19 protein-coding genes and 1 pseudogene are annotated in these 15,754 nt (G+C 70.4%); 13 read left to right on the forward strand and 7 right to left on the reverse strand.

Going from position 1 to position 15,754, the window contains the following annotated elements:
• Nucleotides 1-38: 38 nt before the first annotated feature.
• Nucleotides 39-1,067: a metal ABC transporter substrate-binding protein gene (locus tag D3105_RS22485; RefSeq protein WP_118904869.1), complete on the reverse strand. Its 1,029-nt coding sequence runs from the start codon at nt 1,065-1,067 to the stop codon at nt 39-41.
• 176 nt (nt 1,068-1,243) lie between these two features.
• On the opposite strand from D3105_RS22485, the gene D3105_RS22490 reads away from it, so the two are divergent.
• The 3 genes from D3105_RS22490 to D3105_RS22500 all read left to right on the forward strand — a co-directional run bounded on the left by D3105_RS22490 (nt 1,244) and on the right by D3105_RS22500 (nt 3,350).
• Nucleotides 1,244-2,626 carry a glycine--tRNA ligase gene (locus D3105_RS22490; RefSeq protein WP_032775918.1) on the forward strand — a complete coding sequence of 461 codons (1,383 nt, stop codon included), beginning with the start codon at nt 1,244-1,246 and terminating at the stop codon, nt 2,624-2,626.
• A gap of 100 nt (nt 2,627-2,726) precedes the next feature.
• On the forward strand, nt 2,727-2,930 hold the full coding sequence (locus tag D3105_RS22495; protein WP_118904870.1) for a hypothetical protein: 204 nt from the start codon (nt 2,727-2,729) through the stop codon (nt 2,928-2,930).
• A 213-nt stretch (nt 2,931-3,143) separates the two neighbouring features.
• Nucleotides 3,144-3,350 carry a DUF6243 family protein gene (locus D3105_RS22500; protein WP_118904871.1) on the forward strand — a complete coding sequence of 69 codons (207 nt, stop codon included), beginning with the start codon at nt 3,144-3,146 and terminating at the stop codon, nt 3,348-3,350.
• A gap of 85 nt (nt 3,351-3,435) precedes the next feature.
• On the opposite strand, the gene D3105_RS35765 is transcribed toward D3105_RS22500, so the two are convergent.
• Nucleotides 3,436-3,561 (reverse strand): hypothetical protein, encoded by a 126-nt coding sequence (locus tag D3105_RS35765; protein ID WP_276311854.1) that lies wholly within the window; start codon nt 3,559-3,561, stop codon nt 3,436-3,438.
• A 123-nt stretch (nt 3,562-3,684) separates the two neighbouring features.
• On the opposite strand from D3105_RS35765, the gene D3105_RS22505 reads away from it, so the two are divergent.
• The 4 genes from D3105_RS22505 to D3105_RS22520 all read left to right on the forward strand — a co-directional run bounded on the left by D3105_RS22505 (nt 3,685) and on the right by D3105_RS22520 (nt 6,179).
• The gene (locus tag D3105_RS22505; protein ID WP_118904872.1) at nt 3,685-3,975 is read left to right on the forward strand and encodes a hypothetical protein; all 291 of its coding nucleotides are present in this window, start codon (nt 3,685-3,687) and stop codon (nt 3,973-3,975) included.
• A 188-nt stretch (nt 3,976-4,163) separates the two neighbouring features.
• On the forward strand, nt 4,164-5,138 hold the full coding sequence (locus D3105_RS22510; RefSeq protein WP_118904873.1) for a hypothetical protein: 975 nt from the start codon (nt 4,164-4,166) through the stop codon (nt 5,136-5,138).
• 131 nt (nt 5,139-5,269) lie between these two features.
• Nucleotides 5,270-5,542, forward strand: a complete 273-nt coding sequence (locus tag D3105_RS22515; protein WP_118904874.1) for a hypothetical protein — start codon at nt 5,270-5,272, stop codon at nt 5,540-5,542.
• 124 nt (nt 5,543-5,666) lie between these two features.
• Nucleotides 5,667-6,179, forward strand: a complete 513-nt coding sequence (locus tag D3105_RS22520) for a hypothetical protein (RefSeq protein WP_240646991.1) — start codon at nt 5,667-5,669, stop codon at nt 6,177-6,179.
• Nucleotides 6,180-6,475: 296 nt separating this feature from the next.
• Here the strand turns inward: D3105_RS22520 and D3105_RS22525 are convergent, their stop codons facing one another.
• Nucleotides 6,476-6,988, reverse strand: coding sequence for a hypothetical protein (locus D3105_RS22525; protein ID WP_118904875.1), 513 nt, complete (start codon nt 6,986-6,988; stop codon nt 6,476-6,478).
• A 172-nt stretch (nt 6,989-7,160) separates the two neighbouring features.
• Between D3105_RS22525 and D3105_RS22530 the strand changes: the two genes are divergently transcribed.
• The 3 genes from D3105_RS22530 to D3105_RS22540 all read left to right on the forward strand — a co-directional run bounded on the left by D3105_RS22530 (nt 7,161) and on the right by D3105_RS22540 (nt 9,449).
• On the forward strand, nt 7,161-7,886 hold the full coding sequence (locus D3105_RS22530) for a dienelactone hydrolase family protein (protein WP_118904876.1): 726 nt from the start codon (nt 7,161-7,163) through the stop codon (nt 7,884-7,886).
• Nucleotides 7,887-7,962: 76 nt separating this feature from the next.
• Entirely contained in the window at nt 7,963-8,763 is an 801-nt protein-coding gene (locus D3105_RS22535) for a HEAT repeat domain-containing protein (RefSeq protein ID WP_206272848.1), read from the forward strand.
• Nucleotides 8,764-8,822: 59 nt separating this feature from the next.
• Entirely contained in the window at nt 8,823-9,449 is a 627-nt protein-coding gene (locus tag D3105_RS22540) for an ATP-binding protein (RefSeq protein ID WP_240646992.1), read from the forward strand.
• Here the strand turns inward: D3105_RS22540 and D3105_RS22545 are convergent.
• On the reverse strand, nt 9,434-9,835 hold the full coding sequence (locus tag D3105_RS22545) for a hypothetical protein (protein WP_118904877.1): 402 nt from the start codon (nt 9,833-9,835) through the stop codon (nt 9,434-9,436). The genes D3105_RS22540 and D3105_RS22545 overlap by 16 nt on opposite strands.
• 86 nt (nt 9,836-9,921) lie before the next feature.
• Nucleotides 9,922-10,686 (reverse strand): hypothetical protein, encoded by a 765-nt coding sequence (locus D3105_RS22550; protein ID WP_165891061.1) that lies wholly within the window; start codon nt 10,684-10,686, stop codon nt 9,922-9,924.
• A 341-nt stretch (nt 10,687-11,027) separates the two neighbouring features.
• Between D3105_RS22550 and D3105_RS35450 the strand changes: the two are divergent.
• Nucleotides 11,028-11,257: pseudogene (locus D3105_RS35450) on the forward strand (alpha/beta fold hydrolase); the annotation flags it as partial.
• Here D3105_RS35450 and D3105_RS22565 read toward each other — a convergent pair.
• Nucleotides 11,229-11,627 (reverse strand): VOC family protein, encoded by a 399-nt coding sequence (locus tag D3105_RS22565; RefSeq protein WP_118904880.1) that lies wholly within the window; start codon nt 11,625-11,627, stop codon nt 11,229-11,231. The pseudogene D3105_RS35450 and the gene D3105_RS22565 sit on opposite strands and share 29 nt — an antisense overlap.
• A 59-nt stretch (nt 11,628-11,686) precedes the next feature.
• Nucleotides 11,687-11,878: a hypothetical protein gene (locus D3105_RS22570; RefSeq protein ID WP_118904881.1), complete on the reverse strand. Its 192-nt coding sequence runs from the start codon at nt 11,876-11,878 to the stop codon at nt 11,687-11,689.
• Nucleotides 11,879-12,014: 136 nt separating this feature from the next.
• Here D3105_RS22570 and D3105_RS22575 point away from each other — a divergent pair, with 136 nt between their 5' ends.
• Complete coding sequence (locus D3105_RS22575) at nt 12,015-12,668, forward strand: TetR/AcrR family transcriptional regulator (protein WP_118904882.1); 654 nt, start codon at nt 12,015-12,017, stop codon at nt 12,666-12,668.
• 275 nt (nt 12,669-12,943) lie between these two features.
• Nucleotides 12,944-15,613, forward strand: a complete 2,670-nt coding sequence (rph, locus tag D3105_RS22580; protein ID WP_118904883.1) for a rifamycin-inactivating phosphotransferase — start codon at nt 12,944-12,946, stop codon at nt 15,611-15,613.
• The last annotated feature ends 141 nt before the right edge of the window (nt 15,614-15,754 follow it).

The raw sequence follows: 15,754 nt of genomic DNA on the forward strand, positions 1-15,754 counted from the left end.
TCCGATCCGAACGTCACAAGTGATGCGGGTGGTGCGGGTCACTTCGCGCCGAGGGCCTTCTTCAACGCGGCGAGGTTGGACTCCATGACCTCGATGTAGTCAGCGCCCCGGGACGTGTCCGTGATTCCCTCCAGCGGGTCCAGAACGCCGGTCGTCAGGCCGGTGTCCTTCGCGAGGGTCTTCGCCGTCCTGTCGCTGGCGAGCGTCTCGAAGAAGACCGTGGTGGCCTTCTCCTTCTCCGCGATGGTGTGGATCTGCTGGATTCGCGCGGGGCTCGGCTCGGCCTCGGGGTCGATGCCCGCGATGCCCTGCTGGGTGAGCCCGTAGCGCTCGGCGAGATAGCCGAAGGCGGAGTGGGTGGTGATGAAGGTCTTGGTGGCGGGGTTCTTCAGCCCGGTCTCGTACGCCGTGTTCAGCTCGCCCAGCTCGGCGACGAGGGCGTCGGTGTTCTTCTTGTAGTCGGCGGCGTGGCCGGGGTCGGCCTTCTCCAGCGACTTTCCGACACCCTTGGCGACCTCGGCGTACTTCACCGGGTCCAGCCAGATGTGCGGGTCGGCGCCGCCCTCCTCGCCGTGGTTGTGGCCGTCGCCCTCGGAGTGCTCCTCGTGGGCTTCCTCGCCCTCGTGGCCGTGCTCGTCGGCGTGCTCTTCGCCTTCGTGCCCGTGGTCGTGGCCGCTGACCTCGGAGCCGTGGTTCTCCAGCGTGGTGAGGGTCGCGGCGTCGACGGTGTTCTTCACACCGGACTGCTTGATGGCGTCGTCCACGGCGGGCTGGATGCCCTTGAGGTACAGCACGTAGTCGGACTCGCTGATGGAGCCGATCTGGCGCGGGGTGAGCTCCAGGTCGTGCGGCTCGACACCCGGCTTGGTGAGGCTGGTGACGGCGACGTGCTCGCCGCCGATCCGCTCGGCCAGGAACTGCATCGGGTAGAACGACGCGGTCACCTTCAGCTGGTCGCCGTTGCCCCCGTCCGCCGCGTCGGAGGTGGAGCAGGCCGAGAGAGCGGTCAGACCGAGGACGACTGCTCCGGCGACGGCGGTGGTGGGTATGAGGCGACGTACGTTCATGACAGTCATTTTCAACAAAACTGGAAACGATTGTCAACAAGGCTGATGAGATGCCCGGAAGATCACGAGCCGGCGGCCCAGGGCCTCATTGGGCCCCTATCGATTTGATCCGGGGGGTGCGCACGCCGGTAACCTGAGTCATTCGCCGTTCGTCATCGTCGTATGAAGAGAGCACCGTGGCCGCCGACAAGATCGACACCATCGTCAGCCTGAGCAAGCGCCGTGGCTTCGTCTACCCCTGCAGTGAGATCTACGGTGGCCAGAAGGCCGCCTGGGACTACGGGCCGCTGGGCGTCGAGATGAAGGAGAACCTGAAGCGTCAGTGGTGGCGCTACATGGTCACCGCGCGCGAGGACGTGGTCGGTCTCGACTCGTCGGTCATCCTGGCCCCCGAGGTCTGGGTCGCCTCCGGTCACGTCGCCACCTTCTCGGACCCGCTGACCGAGTGCACCTCCTGTCACAAGCGCTACCGCGCCGACCACCTGGAAGAGGCGTACGAGGAGAAGCACGGCAAGCCGCCGGTCAACGGCCTCGCCGACCTCAACTGCCCCAACTGCGGCAACAAGGGCACCTTCACCGAGCCCAAGCAGTTCTCGGGTCTGCTCTCCACCCACCTCGGCCCGACCCAGGACTCCGGCTCGGTCGCCTACCTGCGCCCCGAGACCGCCCAGGGCATCTTCACCAACTTCGGCCAGGTGCTGCAGACCTCGCGCAAGAAGCCGCCGTTCGGCATCGCGCAGATGGGCAAGTCCTTCCGGAACGAGATCACTCCGGGCAACTTCATCTTCCGGACCCGTGAGTTCGAGCAGATGGAGATGGAGTTCTTCGTCAAGCCGGGCGAGGACGAGGAGTGGCAGCAGTACTGGATGGACCAGCGCTGGAACTGGTACACGGACCTCGGCATGCGCGAGGAGAACATGCGCTGGTACGAGCACCCGAAGGAGAAGCTCTCCCACTACTCCAAGCGCACCGCCGACATCGAGTACCGCTTCCGCTTCGGCGGCAGTGAGTGGGGCGAGCTGGAGGGTGTGGCCAACCGCACCGACTACGACCTCAAGGCGCACTCCGAGGCCTCCGGCACCGACCTGCGCTACCACGACCAGGAGGCCCAGGAGCGCTGGACGCCGTACGTCATCGAGCCCGCGGCCGGTGTCGGCCGCGCGATGCTGGCGTTCCTGCTCGACGCCTACGTCGAGGACGAGGCCCCCAACGCCAAGGGCGTCATGGAGAAGCGCACCGTGATGCGCCTCGACCACCGCCTGGCCCCGGTCAAGGTCGCGGTCCTGCCGCTGTCCCGCAACGCGCAGCTCTCGCCGAAGGCCAAGGGTCTGGCGGCCGACCTGCGCAAGAACTGGAACATCGAGTTCGACGACGCCGGTGCCATCGGCCGCCGCTACCGCCGCCAGGACGAGATCGGCACCCCGTTCTGCGTCACCGTCGACTTCGACACCCTCGACGACAACGCGGTGACCGTGCGCGAGCGCGACACCATGAAGCAGGAGCGCGTCTCGCTGGACCAGATCCAGGCGTACCTGGGTGCGCGTCTGCTCGGCTGCTGACACCCGCATCCGTGCGTGAGGCCCCCGGTTCCGGGTACGGAACCGGGGGCTTCGTCGTACGGTCCACCGGAGCCCCCGCCGCCGTTCCGGGAGGTACGCCATGCCGTCGATCACCACCAGCAAGGTCAGCAGATGGGACCAGCACGGCCGTGAACACGTCGTGCAGGTAAGGAAGTCGGGCATGACGCGCCGGCTGACCTGCACCACCTGCGCCTGGCGGCGCTCGGCGCAGTTCCTGCCCTGGCTCAAGGCCGAGGAGCACCTGGCGGAGGCCCACCAGGCGACGGTCGACCCGACGGCCTGAGCCCTCCCCGGGCCGCCCGAGACCTCCGGCCGACCGGAAAACGTGGTGCGGGGCGCTCGGGGAGCGGGGTACGGTTTCCGCATGTCTTCGTTCTTCCAGATCTACGAGTGAGAGCGCGGCGGGTGAGCACACCCCGCCGCAGCCCGGGGCCCGGCGCGACGGGCCCCGATCACCTTCACCTGACTCACTTCACCTTCCGTAGGGGAGAACACCATGGCCAAGAGCCGCAACAACCTTCTCGGCGTGGGCGGACAGCGCAAGAAGCTGTCCCGCGCCGACCAGCAGGGCGCGGGCTCCGCGCGCGTCGCCGACCGCAAGGTCGCCGAGGACAAGAAGCAGGAGCTGGTCCGCAAGATGCGCGAGCGCGCCGAGACCCAGGCGGCCGAGACCGCCGAGCCGAGCGGCGACCAGAACGCGTAGCTGTCACCCGCGCAGAGCTGACAGACGCCTGAGCGGTATCCGTACGACGGTGTGGGCCCGGATCATCCGTGATCCGGGCCCACACTCATGAGGTGGCCTCGCCCAGGTGGCTCAGGGCTTCGCGGAAGTCGTCGAGGGCGGCGCCCGGCTCGCCGCCGGCGATCATCCTGCTGTGCGCCCGGTGGACCAAGTGCACCGCGTCATGCGGCACCTGCCTGAGCTCCGCCCCCGCCCGGCGGGTACGGTCCGTGCTCAGCGGGTGCGGCGGTGGTCCCGGCCGGTCCGGGAGGCGCATGCGCCTGCCCGGAGGGGGAGACGACCGCATGGGGTACCGATGGGCGACCGGCGGTCGGGTACTGCGACGCCGCTGACCGCTGTCCTCACTGTTGCGAAAGCCGCTCCCGACAGGCGGATGTCCCAGGTGTTCAGCATCAGGAGCAAGCGGGGCGAGCGGTTCGTGCTCGCCGTCGTCCTGATCGCCGCCGTACTGACCGGCGTACTCCTCGTTCAGGGGGGACGCGGGCTTGCTCTCGTCATGGCGGGGGCGGCAGTCGTCGCGGGGGTGAGACTCCGGGCCGCCGGGAAGAGGCGTGGAGCCCGCGGTGCCGGCCCTGATCTTCGTTGACACCGGCTTTTCCTCGCCCAGGCACCTGCTCCGCGACGACTCCTTGCGGTGAAAGTCGGTCGGGCACGGACCACGGCTCCGAGGGCACTCGCGCTACCCGCGGTCTGCCCCCATGGCCCTTCCACCGGACTGTCATTCCCCTGCACGGTGTGGTCCGAGGTGTAGTCCACGACCAGGGATGAGTGCCCGTGCGCGCACACAGCAGCGAGAAGGAAGAGGCCGAGCAGCGGCGCCCGCAGGGGCGGTCGGCGGGTTTCGAGGGCACCGAGACCTTCGCGGGACCGCACCACCACCTCCCACGGGCGGCGGGCAACACGGCCGTCGCCCGCGCCATCGCCCGGGAGCGGCAGGAGGCGCACGGAGAGCCCCGGCACGAGGCCGCGCCCACGGCCGGTACGCACCAGGGCTCCGGGGCCGTGCACATCCAGCGGACCGCGGACGAGGAACTGCGCGAGGCGAAGACGCCCGAGCAGATCGTCGCCGCGCTCAAGAAGTCGGGGCATTCGGAGGACGACGCCTGGGAACTCATGCAGTACATGACGTCCCAGCAGTTCCCGGCCGGTGAGGGACAGGCCGACTTCGACATGCTCGGGAGCATCAAGGACGCCTCCGAGCAACTGCAGAAGGTCAAGGCTGTGCGCCGGAAGATGGCGGCGCCGCTGATGGCCAAGCGGTGGACGATCCGCCACTACACCGGCAGCGACCCGAATACGCCCCCGGGTTTCCAGGAGATCGCGTCGACCTACGACAACGCGGCCGCGGGCAGGGCGAGCGAGCACACCAATGTCGCGGACTGGCGCTCTCTCGGCAACATCAAGTTCACCTTCTACCTGGTGGCTGTGGACGGTCAGGTTCCCCCGCGCAACTGGCTCAACAACACGCACTGGTACGCCGAGTGGGATCTCGACCGCATCCCGGAGTGCTGGGTCTCCCCGGACCTGCTGGAGAGGATGAACAAGCCGATGGACGCGGACGGGGCGCGGGCGGCGATGCAGGGGGCCAAGGCGTTCCGCGGCACCGGGGCACAGCTCAAGGAACTGCTGGCGATCAGTGCCTTCGGTGCCGGCAACGACCCGGCTTCCGCTCTGGACACGGCCATCGGCGGCGCGTTCGAGCTCAAGGTCCCCGATGGTCTGCCGGTTGCCGAGTGGCACAAGAAGTAGGCCCGGCGGGCCGGTCCTGGGCCCGCGCACGGCCCGCAACTTCCCTCCCGCCCTCCGAGCTCGGCCGAAGTACCGGCCGGAGGCGTGGCCCCGAGCGGTTTTGAAGCGTTGCCCGGGGGCAACCGGCTGCGATGGACACCAACACGGACATCAATGCGGGTACGGATGAGGCGGCTCCGACCCAGGGTGAGGAGGACCACCTCCTCCTCAGCGCGGACACCAACGGCGACGGCAAGCCGGATGTGTGGATGACGGACACGACCGGCGACGGCAGAGCGGATCTCTATCAGTTCGACACCACCGGCGACGGCACGGTCGACGTGACGGTCGTCGAGGGAGCGGAGGAGCCCGGCACGGACCGGCTCGTCGTAGAGGGCGACGGCGGCCACCCCCAAGAGGTCTGAGGGGTTCCGCGTGGAACTCGGTACGGGCGGCGGGGGAGGGGACATGCCTCCTTGGGCTGCTGCTGGTACGGGTAAGGGGACGCGTACGGGTGCGGAGGCGGAGGGCGGCAGGGAGCGTCTGCGCGTGCCGGGAACCGTCTTCGCCGTTCTCCTGGCGGCCGTGGTGGCGGGCTTCTTGGCCGGAGCGGCCTTCGGCGCGGAATCCGTGGACGCTCCGCGCGGGCTGTTCGTCGCCGGCTCCGCAGCCCTGCTCGCCGCGGGCGCTGCTGGTGGCGCCTGGCAGTGGAACCGGCGGCGCGCGGCGCGGTTCGGGATCAGCGCGAGCCGCTGTCTGCGGGTGGGCCGCGGCCTCCAGCGGGGCGAGGTGCCGAGCGATCCGGCCGAGCGCGTGGCAGCGGTCGACATGGTCAAGCGCATGCGTCGAGGGCCGGCCTCCCCCTCCCATCGAGGGGCCCCGTGGTTGCTGGGCGGCGGCGCGCTGCTGTGGGGCGCGGCCGGAGTGATCTTCGTCGTCGACGGCGCGTACGGGTGGGCCCTCTGCGACTTCGCCATGATGGGGCTGCTCCTCTTCCACCTGGCCTCGCTGCGTCGCCGGGGGCGGCGCCTGGAGGCGGCGGCGCGGGCCCTGGGAATCTGATGGCCCGGCACCTGAGCCCGGCGGAGCAGAGTCGACGCCGTTCGCGTCGAGCGCGACCGGATGCCGGCCCTCCTGTCGACGTCGTACCTTTCGGTACCTCTGGTCGATGGCTCGGTGATCAGATGGTTTCGTCGCCGCCGCGTACGTACCGGAGTACGACTTCGACGCCGCCGTGGCGGAAATTCGACGCGTCAGAGGAACCGGGCAGCAGCATGCCCCGCCGTGCCGCGCACGGCGGGGACCGTCTCGGGCTCCTCGAAGCCGGGGATCCGGAAGGCAACGTGCTCAGCCGGTCCTCATGGGATCAGCTGGTGCCGCACGAAATCTGGATGGGGATCCCGCACTTCAATGCTGTTCTCGTCGAGGCCGTTGGCGATACAGAAGCGACCCGTGTCGAAGGCGAACTCGACAGCGATGGTGCCATCGGCCAGGTCCTGGCCCGACGGGCGCCACTCAAGGAGAGAAACTTCGCGGAGCTTCCGGCCGACGAACGGTTCGAGCCGTTCGTCGGTGCTGGACCACGTCGGCGTGAACTCGGACTCCTGCCAGCCAGTGATCACGGCTGTCGTGTCGACGGTGTCCCAGCTGATCGACAGCTCATCGAATTTCCAGTGACAGATCTCGACCCGCACGCCCTCGAAGTCCAGGACCACCGGGCAATCGGCGAACCACTCCCCGTCCTCGACGAAGCGCACGAGTGCGTACCCGGTCAGGCGCCGCCCGCCAAGCGCCGCCAAGCGTGGTCCGTGGTTCTCGCGGACGGCTTCGAGCCCGACGAGGAAGGTCGGCACGAAGCCGGAGACGCCCATACTCACCACACGGGGATTGTCCCCGATCTTTCAGGGAAGCGGTATCCCGTTGGCGCCTGACCTGCCCAGTCCCGCTTGACACCACGGATTGCGCAGAGTCTTTGACCACCGGCTGCTCTGCCGACGGCGAATATCACGCCGAGCCGGCGCGGCAGTCATTACCGTCCAGCGCATGACGACGATCACGACCCGTACGGTCGCATACCCGGCCGACAACCTGACGATGATCGGACACCTCGCGCTCCCGGCCGGTGCCGGGCGTCGGCCCGCCGTTCTGATCGGACCCGAGGGTGTTGGGCTCAGTGACGTCGAGCGCCGCCGGGCCGAGGCCCTGGCCGAGCTGGGGTACGTTGCGTTCGCCTTCGATCTGCACGGCGGACGCTACTTGGGCGACCCGGACGACATGCTGGCCCGCTGCATGCCGCTGCTCGCCGACCCCGACCGACTGCGAGGGATCGGCCACGCCGCGCTCGACGTGTTGCGTGCCGAACCACGGGCCGACCCCGACCGGACCGCCGTCGTCGGCTACGGCACCGGCGGCGCTGTCGCCCTGGAGCTCGGTCGTGACGGCGTCGACCTGCGCGCGATCGGGACGGTCAACGCACTGACCACGGGCCGCCCGGGCGAGGCGGGACGCATTCGCTGCCCGGTATGGGCCGGGGTCGGGTCGGAAGACCCGATCATGCCGCCCGCCCAACGGGACGCTTTCACCGCAGAGATGGAGGCCGCGGGCGTCGACTGGCGGCTCGTGGTGTACGGCGGAGCCCTGCACGCCTTTCACCATCCACCGGTCGACCACACCGTGCGTCCCGGCGTCGGCTACCACGCACGGCACGCACAGCGCGCCTGGCGTGACGTCGTCGCTCTGCTCGCCGAGTGCCTGCCCGTCACGGATTGATCCGATCGTCGCGGGCGTTCGGGGTGGGGCCTTCGACGCTGTCTGATGGTCCGGGCGGGTGACTAACATCCGTGTCATGGCGATGTTCGTGCACCTGACCTCGGCCGCGAACGCGCCGCGCATCCGGCGGTCCGGGATCCGCGCCGCCGGCCATGGGCAGGGCAGCGTGCGCGGGGTCTACTGCTTCCCGGTCCTGCCGTCGTACACCCTCACCCACCAATGGCTGCGCGAGCTCGCCCGGTTCGGCAGCCGGGGCGGGCTCGTGGCGGTCCACGTGCGACTCGATGACGCCGAGGACGTGTTGGTCGGGCGCTACACCGACCGGGCGCGCGGGGCCCAGGCCGCCGTCTCGGCAGCCGAGTCCGTACGCCGTATCGCGGGGCTGGACGACCCGCGGGGATGGGAAGTGTTCGTCCCCCGGGCGATCCGGCCGCGCGAGGTGCACCGCATCCGCAGCGCACCGCAGGTCGTGGGCTGGCGGTTCCTGCCCGACGCACACGGTGTGCGCCCCTGTACCTGCTTCGGGTGCCGCGTGCGCGGCGGGTACGGGGCGCGGCGCCTGCGTGAGCGGTTGCCGCATCCGTTGGACGGGCCGCCGCCACCCGTGAAGGTGCTGCTCGCCCGCGTCGACGCCGGGGACCCCGGGGACCCGGCCGCGCTGCGGGAGGCGCTGCACTGGTTCGGGATGCGTCGGCGCGGCCCGGTCGACCGGTTGAAGGGCCTCGCGGCCCACCCCGACCCCGGGGTGCGGGAGGACTTGGTGTGGGCGGTCGCCCGCTGGTCCACTCCGGGCGTCACCGACCTGCTGGACGGCCTGGCCGACGACCCGCACCCGGATGTCCGGGAGGCGGTGCACGCGGTCCGCGATCCGCAATGACCAAGGTTGGATGCCTCCGCCGGCCGGCGCAGAGCAGGGGCCCGGGGCGGTGAGCGGTCGTGACGGATCGGGCGGCCCATGACCTCACCCCGCCGATCCGGATTCCCGCCGGACTCGTCGTCCTCGTCGGTCCGCCCGCCTCCGGCAGGACGAGCTTCGTCCGGGCGCTGGTCGAGGGGCGGCAGGTCGACGTGGAGGCCGTGGTGTCCAGCGACGGGATTCGTGCGGAGCTGTTCGGTGCTGTGGCCGAGCCGGCCGGCTCCGACGCGGCGGACGCGGTCGACGCGCGGATCTTCGAGGAGCGCGACCGCCGGATCGTCGCCCGGCTCGCCGCCGGGCTCAGCGTGATCGCCGAGTCGACGAACGTCATCCCCCAGGCGCGGGAGCGGCTCATCGGCCTGGCCCGGCGCTTCGACGTCCCGGTGACCGTCCTGCGGTTCGCTCCGGACGTGGCCGACCTCCTCCAGCAGTACGCCGAGCGGGGCCGTGCGGACCTCACCGCGGCGGACGTCCGCGCCTACGCGACCGTGATGAGCCGTGACGCGGGTGCCGACCGGCTCCGGTCCGAGGGGGCGGCCGCCGTCCACGATGTGCCGGGGCGCCGCCAGTCGGTCACGCCCGCCGAAGCCGCCGCACGCTTCGTCCTCAGGTTCCGAGACGGGCGGAGCGGCTACCACTTGACCTGATGGAATTCCATCGTGCCGAAGGTCGTGAAGTCCATCATGTAGCTCCACAGCGCGTAACGCCGCTGATCGGTATCCCGATAGGTCTTTCCGAAACCGTTGTCGAGAACCTCGTTCCAGCCGTCGCCCTGTCCGTAGTGGGCGAACAGCCGGTCGTTGCGCCGCGCCGCGTCCTCTCCGGACTCTGCCGGGGTCTGGTAGATCACCTCGTGCAGTCGGCCGCGCCAGAGAGTGAGCAGCAGACGGCCGCCGTCGATCACGTAGGTGTCCACGACCGCGTCGGGGGCGTTCTCGTGAGGGCCTGACGACTCGAGTTCGCCGGGGACGCGCACGTCGTCGGCGGCGCACAGCAACTCCAGCAACGGCAGTTCATCGGTGGGGTGTTCCATGAGGGGCCACCCTAGGCGGTGTACGCACGGCGCCGGGGCCGGGGCCGGGGCCCGCCGCGCCTGCGGTCGGCCCCGACGCCGTGACCTCACTTCACCACGACGTTGTCCCCGGACGACTTCGATGGCCCGGTGGTGGTGTTGCCGTAGTACACCCAGCGCCACGTACCCGTCTTGGAAGCCTTCACGGTCGTCTTGAGGTTGCCCGAGCCGTCCGCGTACACCTTCTTCACCGTCGTGTAGGAGGCGGAGCCGGAAGGCTTGAACTGCAGGCTGACGTGGCGGCCTCCGTACGCGGCGTACTTCCTGGTCTCCCAGTTGGCCCGCGTGACCTTCCCGGTCACCGTGATGGTCTTGCCCTTGGCCACCGGTTCGGGCGAGGCGTTGACGGTCAGGCGGGAGTTGCGCTGGACGTACACCGCCATGCCCTTGTCGTCGGTGTCACCGCTGCCGTCCTTGAAGCGCACCTGGGCGCCGACCCGCCAGGCCCCGGCCTCGCTGTTACGCATGTCCCACACGCTCGGGTCGAAGTACATCGTCTCCGTGATGTCGCAGACGCCGACCCGGTTGGGGCAGTCGTTCGTCTCGATCGAGTGCCACAGCTGCTCCTCCCCTTTGTTGCGGTGGAGGAATATCAACCCCGGTGCCTTCCACGGCTTCGTGGTCGTCATCCGGAAGGACGCGGGCACCGCGACCTCCTTCGTCGTCCCGATCACGATCGGCTTGCCGCTGTTCACCTGGATACGGCTGAACGAGGCGCCACCCTCGGCCGCGCCGGCCGGCGCCGCGGCCACGGCCGTGAACACCGCCGCCGCACCACCGGCCATGACGGCTCTCCAGACCTGCTTCCCCACCTGATCCCCGATTCTCCGTACGGAAAGGTGCCGGAGGATCGTCCTCCAGCGCTTTACAGACACCCGGCATCCATCCAGGGTTGTGCACCCGTGCATCACGATGGGGCCTCGGACGGGGCCTCGGCTGTGGATGCGGTGTCGTGCTCAGTGCTGGCGGCCTTCGGGGAAGCGGAACTCCATCGGCCGGGGACGAGGGCGGACCGTGCGGGCGACCACGGTGACGGCGGGCGGGTGCCCGGGTCCGCTGGGTGGAGCTGTCGGGTGAGGAGCCGGCCCGTTTCTACGTACACGGTCCGGGGGCCACGTCGCCCGCCTGCTTCACCGAGGTCGCGGTGCCGGTACGGGGGACGGTCCCCACCATGCGCGAGCTGCTGGTGGACCTGAAAGTCCCCCGCACCTATCTGCTGCCCGAGGCCGACGGCCCCTCCCGGGCGCCGACGCACTCACCCGGGCCGGAGTGTCCGTCGCCCCGGTCCCGGACTGCGGCCACAACATCATGCTGGACAACCCGCAGAACTTCGTACGCGTCACGGCGGCGGCGCTCAGGCGTCCTCGGTCGCGGACGGCGTGACCCACTCGACGAACTGGACGATCACGCCGTTGGGGTCGGTGACCTGGAAGAGGCGTTCGCCCCAGGGCTCCTCGCGCAGCGGCATGGTGATCTCGACGCCCTCGGAGCGCAGCCGCTTCTCCTCGGCCTCCAGGCCGGTGGTCGTGAAGGCGAGGATCAGGCCCGAGGCGCGCTGATCGCGCTGGTCGGCCGGCAGCACTTCGGTGCCCCGGGCCAGCAGGACGATGTCCAGGGCGGCGTCGTCGCGCGTCAGGGAGGCGAACCCCTCGGCAGCCGCCTGCTCGGCGTAACCGAGGTGCGCGGTGAAGAACCGCTGGGACGCGGCGACGTCGTCGACGGTGAGCGAGGCGGTGGAGGCGGTGATCTGCAAGGTGTCTCTCCTCATGGGCTTACGGAAGGGTCCTACGCGCAGCAGGGGGTGACTGCTGGTCAGTAGCCGGAGCGGCGCGGCAGGTTGCGGGCCTTCACCGGGACCCGTAGGGCGGGCACGGGAAGGGTGCGGGCGGCGCGCCGCTGGTCGGCGAGAGGCGCCGGCGTGCGGTTCTCCCGGCCGGTCAGGGCCGCGCTGATCGTGCCGGGCGCGAGTCGTGCGGGGAGGGTGACAGGGCGAGCTTCGAGCATGGAGGTACCCGTCCGTTCGTCGGTTCCGTCGTGGTTCCGTCCCCGTCGCCGGAGAGGAAACTTACCATGGGCATAAACTTAGTTCGAAGGTATCAAGGGTGTCAACATAAAAATGCTACGGATGTAAGATTGCCCCATGACTACTGACGCCAACTCGTCCGCATCCCCTCCTGGCCTGCGAGAATCCAAGAAGCAGCAGACCCGCCGACTCATCTCCGACGTCGCCACCGGCCTGTTCCTCTCTCAGGGCTTCGAGCAGACGACCATCGCCGACATCGCCGCCGCCGCCCGCGTGGCGAAGAAGACGGTCACCAACTACTTCCCGCGCAAGGAGGATCTGGCCCTGGACCACCAGGACGCCTTCATCGCCTCCCTCGCCGGTACGCTCGTTGGCCGCCGGCCCGGTACGTCGGCCCTCGCGGCCCTGCGCGGCGCCTTCGTCGAGGCGGCCGAGGCCGCCAACCCGGTCGCCGGGTTCTCCGGCCCCGCCTTCGCCGGCATGATCGCCGACAGCCCGACCCTCTCCGCCCGCCTGCGCGACCTGCACGATCTGCGGGAGGCCGCCCTGGCGGACGCCTTGGCCGACGCCACCGGCACCCCGCGCGGCGACATCACGCCCCGCACCGCGGCCGCCCTGCTCGGCGCCGTGCACCGCACCCTGTTCCAGCGCATCCAGGAACTCACCCTCGCGGGGGAGGACAACGCCCGGATCTCCGCCGTCGTCACCGCCGAGGCGGACGCCGCCTTCGGCCTGTTGGAGCCTTCGCTCGCCGACTACGCACCGGCCTGAGCGCGTGGATTCCTCAGCGGGCTCATAGTTCATGCCGAGGCCGGTCACGGGTTCGGCGGAGGACCGGGGGGACAGCCGCCCAACGGGGCCCCGGCCGGCGGTCAGCAGTAGCCGCCGGAGGGCGCAAGAAGCCCGTGCGCAGCACAAAGGCGAGGAGACACCTCTCCTCGCCATGCTCAACGTATAGCGCACAGGGGGTCTTGCCGCAAGGCCCCGGGTAGGCCGCAGAATGTCCGCCTATGCCACAGCCTGCGGAAGACACCGGGAATGACGACGTGCGCGACAAGAGGTTCGACGAAGGGAGTGGTGTGAGCGGGCCGTACGTGCTGGGTCTCGGCGAGGTCGACGAGGATCGGGCCGGGCTCGTCGGCGGGAAAGGGGCCCATCTCGGTGCGCTCTCCCGGGTCGACGGAGTCCGGGTGCCGGACGGCTTCTGCGTGACGACGGACGCCTTCCGGCGGGTCGTGGCGCGGGCTCCGGAGGTCGACGCGCTGCTCGACCGGCTGGCGGGCGCCGACCCGGACGACCGGGAGGCGGTCCGGGCACTGAGTGCGAAGGTCCGGCGGGCCGTCGAGGAGGCCGTGATCCCCGACGATCTCGCGGCCGGGATCATCGGGGCGGTCGCCCGGCTCGGCGAGGAGGCCGCGTACGCCGTACGGTCCAGCGCCACGGCGGAGGACCTGCCGACGGCCTCGTTCGCCGGGCAGCAGGACACGTACCTGAACGTCGTGGGGCCCGCGGAGGTCCTCCGGCACGTCAGCCGGTGCTGGGCCTCGCTGTTCACCGAGCGGGCGGTGGTCTACCGGCGGCGCAACGGGATCGACGACCGTACGGTCCGGATGGCCGTGGTCGTCCAGCGCATGGTCCTCCCGGACGCGTCCGGGGTCCTGTTCACCGCCGACCCCGTCACGGGCCACCGGCGGACCGCCACCGTGGACGCCGGGTTCGGGCTCGGCGAGGCGCTGGTCTCCGGGCTGGTGAACCCCGACGTCCTCACCGTGCGGGACGGCGAGGTCATCGCCAGGACGATCGCCGTCAAGGAGCGTGCCGTTCACGCCCTGCCGGGTGGTGGTACGCGGGAGGTGACGGTCGAAGCGGGGCAGCGGGAGCGCCCGGCGCTGACCGATGCGCAGGCCGTGGAACTCGTACGTCTCGGGCGGCGGATCGAGGCCCACTTCGGGTGTCCGCAGGACATCGAGTGGTGCCTGAACGACGACGGCTTCCGGATCGTGCAGAGCCGGCCGATCACGACGCTGTTCCCCGTCCCCGACCCTGTACCCGTTCCGGAGGCTGCCGGCGGGCGGACCCCGAGCGTCTACGTCTCCGTCGGCCATCAGCAGATGATGACCGACGCCATGAATCCGCTGGGCTGGTCCATGTGGCAGCGCACCGCCATGGTGCCGATGCACGAGGCCGGCGGGCGGCTGTTCGTCGATGTCACCCCGCGGCTCGCCTCGCCCGCGTCCCGCGCCGCCCTCCTGGACGTGATGGGGAAGGGCGATCCGCTGGTCCGGGACGCTCTGGAAACGGTGCTGGAGCGGGGCGAGTTCGATCTGCCGGTTCCGGACGCGGGCCCCGTCGGCCCTCCGGCCGACGGCGCTCCTGAGGCGTCGGTGACGGAGGCCGATCCTGCCGTCGTCGCGGAGCTGGTCGAACGCAGTGAGACGTCCGTGGCCGCCCTGGAACGCGACATCCGGACGAAGAGCGGTCCGGAGCTGTTCGACTTCCTGGCGGAGGCCTTCGAGGAGCACAAGCGCGTGCTCAGCGACCCGCTGAGCATGCGGGCGATCATGGCGGGGATGGAGGCCACGTGGTGGCTCAACGACAAGCTGGGGGAGTGGCTGGGCGAGAAGAACGCGGCTGACGCGCTCACGCTCTCCGCCCCGGGCAACATCACGTCCGAGATGGGTCTCGACCTGCTCGACGTGGCCGACGCGATCCGCCCGCACCCTGAGGTGGTGGCGTTCCTGAACGGCGTCCAGGACGACGCCCACGGCGACGGTTTCCTGGACGGGCTCCTGAAACTGCCCGGCGGCAGTGCGGCACGCGAGGCGATCGGGACGTATCTCGCCCGCTACGGCATGCGCTGCGTCGCCGAGATCGACATCACGCGCCCCCGATGGAGCGAGCACCCCGCCACCCTGGTCCCGCTGATCCTCGACAACGTCCGGAACTTCGGGCCAGGTGCCGCCGAACGCCGCTTCGAGCAGGGCCGGTTGCGGGCGCTCCGGACCGAGCAGGACGTGCTGACCCGGCTGCGGGCCCTGCCGGACGGGGAGCGGAAGGCCGACGAGACCAAGCGGATGATCGACCAGGTACGGGCCTTCGCCGGATACCGGGAGTACCCGAAGTACGGCATCGTCTGCCGCTATTTCCTCTACAAGCAGGCCCTGCTGGAGGAGGCCGGACGGCTCGTGCGGGACGGTGTGCTCGCCGAGCGGGAGGACGTCTTCCACCTCACCTTCCAGGAGCTGGAGGACGTCGTCCGTTCGCGCCGGGCCGACGACCGGCTCATCGCGCGGCGCAAGGAAGCGTTCCGGTCGTACGGGGCGCTCACCCCGCCCCGGGTGCTGACCTCGGACGGCGAGGCCGTCACCGGGTCGTACCGGCGTGACGACGTACCGGAGGGCGCACTGGCCGGTCTCGCGGTCTCCACCGGGAGCGTCGAGGGGCGGGCGCGCGTCATTCTCGACCTGGCCGACGCCGAGCTGGAAGAGGGCGACATCCTGGTCACGCGGTTCACCGACCCCAGCTGGTCCCCGCTGTTCCTCGGCGTCGCGGGGCTGGTGACGGAGGTGGGCGGCCTGATGACCCATGGGGCGGTGATCGCCCGCGAGTACGGCCTGCCCGCCGTCGTCGGCGTGGACCGGGCCACCCGGCTGATCCGGGACGGACAGCGCATCCGCGTGCACGGAACGGACGGATACGTCGAGATCCTGGACTGACGGGGAGGAGGGGCGGGGCGCGCGGGACATTTGGGCTGCTTCCCGTGGGCGGGCAGACTGTGGGCGCTCTCCCCGGCCCCGCCCCGGCCGCCGGGCCCCGCTCCGCTCCCCGTCAGGAAACGCCGTGCCCCACCCCTCCGC

Origin of the sequence: Streptomyces globisporus, assembly GCF_003501885.1 — a bacterium.
GTDB classification, from domain to species: Bacteria; Actinomycetota; Actinomycetes; order Streptomycetales; family Streptomycetaceae; genus Streptomyces; species Streptomyces globisporus_D.

Excerpts from the sequence above, each read along its gene's own strand:
- D3105_RS22505 (WP_118904872.1), top strand. The coding sequence starts at position 3,685 with ATGGGCGACCGGCGGTCGGGTACTGCGACGCCGCTGACCGCTGTCCTC.
- D3105_RS22570 (WP_118904881.1), bottom strand. The coding sequence starts at position 11,878 with ATGCTCGAAGCTCGCCCTGTCACCCTCCCCGCACGACTCGCGCCCGGC.
- D3105_RS22525 (WP_118904875.1), bottom strand. The coding sequence starts at position 6,988 with ATGGGCGTCTCCGGCTTCGTGCCGACCTTCCTCGTCGGGCTCGAAGCC.
- D3105_RS22545 (WP_118904877.1), bottom strand. The coding sequence starts at position 9,835 with ATGGAACACCCCACCGATGAACTGCCGTTGCTGGAGTTGCTGTGCGCC.
- D3105_RS22530 (WP_118904876.1), top strand. The coding sequence starts at position 7,161 with ATGACGACGATCACGACCCGTACGGTCGCATACCCGGCCGACAACCTG.
- D3105_RS22575 (WP_118904882.1), top strand. The coding sequence starts at position 12,015 with ATGACTACTGACGCCAACTCGTCCGCATCCCCTCCTGGCCTGCGAGAA.
- D3105_RS22495 (WP_118904870.1), top strand. The coding sequence starts at position 2,727 with ATGCCGTCGATCACCACCAGCAAGGTCAGCAGATGGGACCAGCACGGC.
- D3105_RS22535 (WP_206272848.1), top strand. The coding sequence starts at position 7,963 with ATGGCGATGTTCGTGCACCTGACCTCGGCCGCGAACGCGCCGCGCATC.
- D3105_RS22500 (WP_118904871.1), top strand. The coding sequence starts at position 3,144 with ATGGCCAAGAGCCGCAACAACCTTCTCGGCGTGGGCGGACAGCGCAAG.
- D3105_RS22485 (WP_118904869.1), bottom strand. The coding sequence starts at position 1,067 with ATGAACGTACGTCGCCTCATACCCACCACCGCCGTCGCCGGAGCAGTC.
- D3105_RS22515 (WP_118904874.1), top strand. The coding sequence starts at position 5,270 with ATGGACACCAACACGGACATCAATGCGGGTACGGATGAGGCGGCTCCG.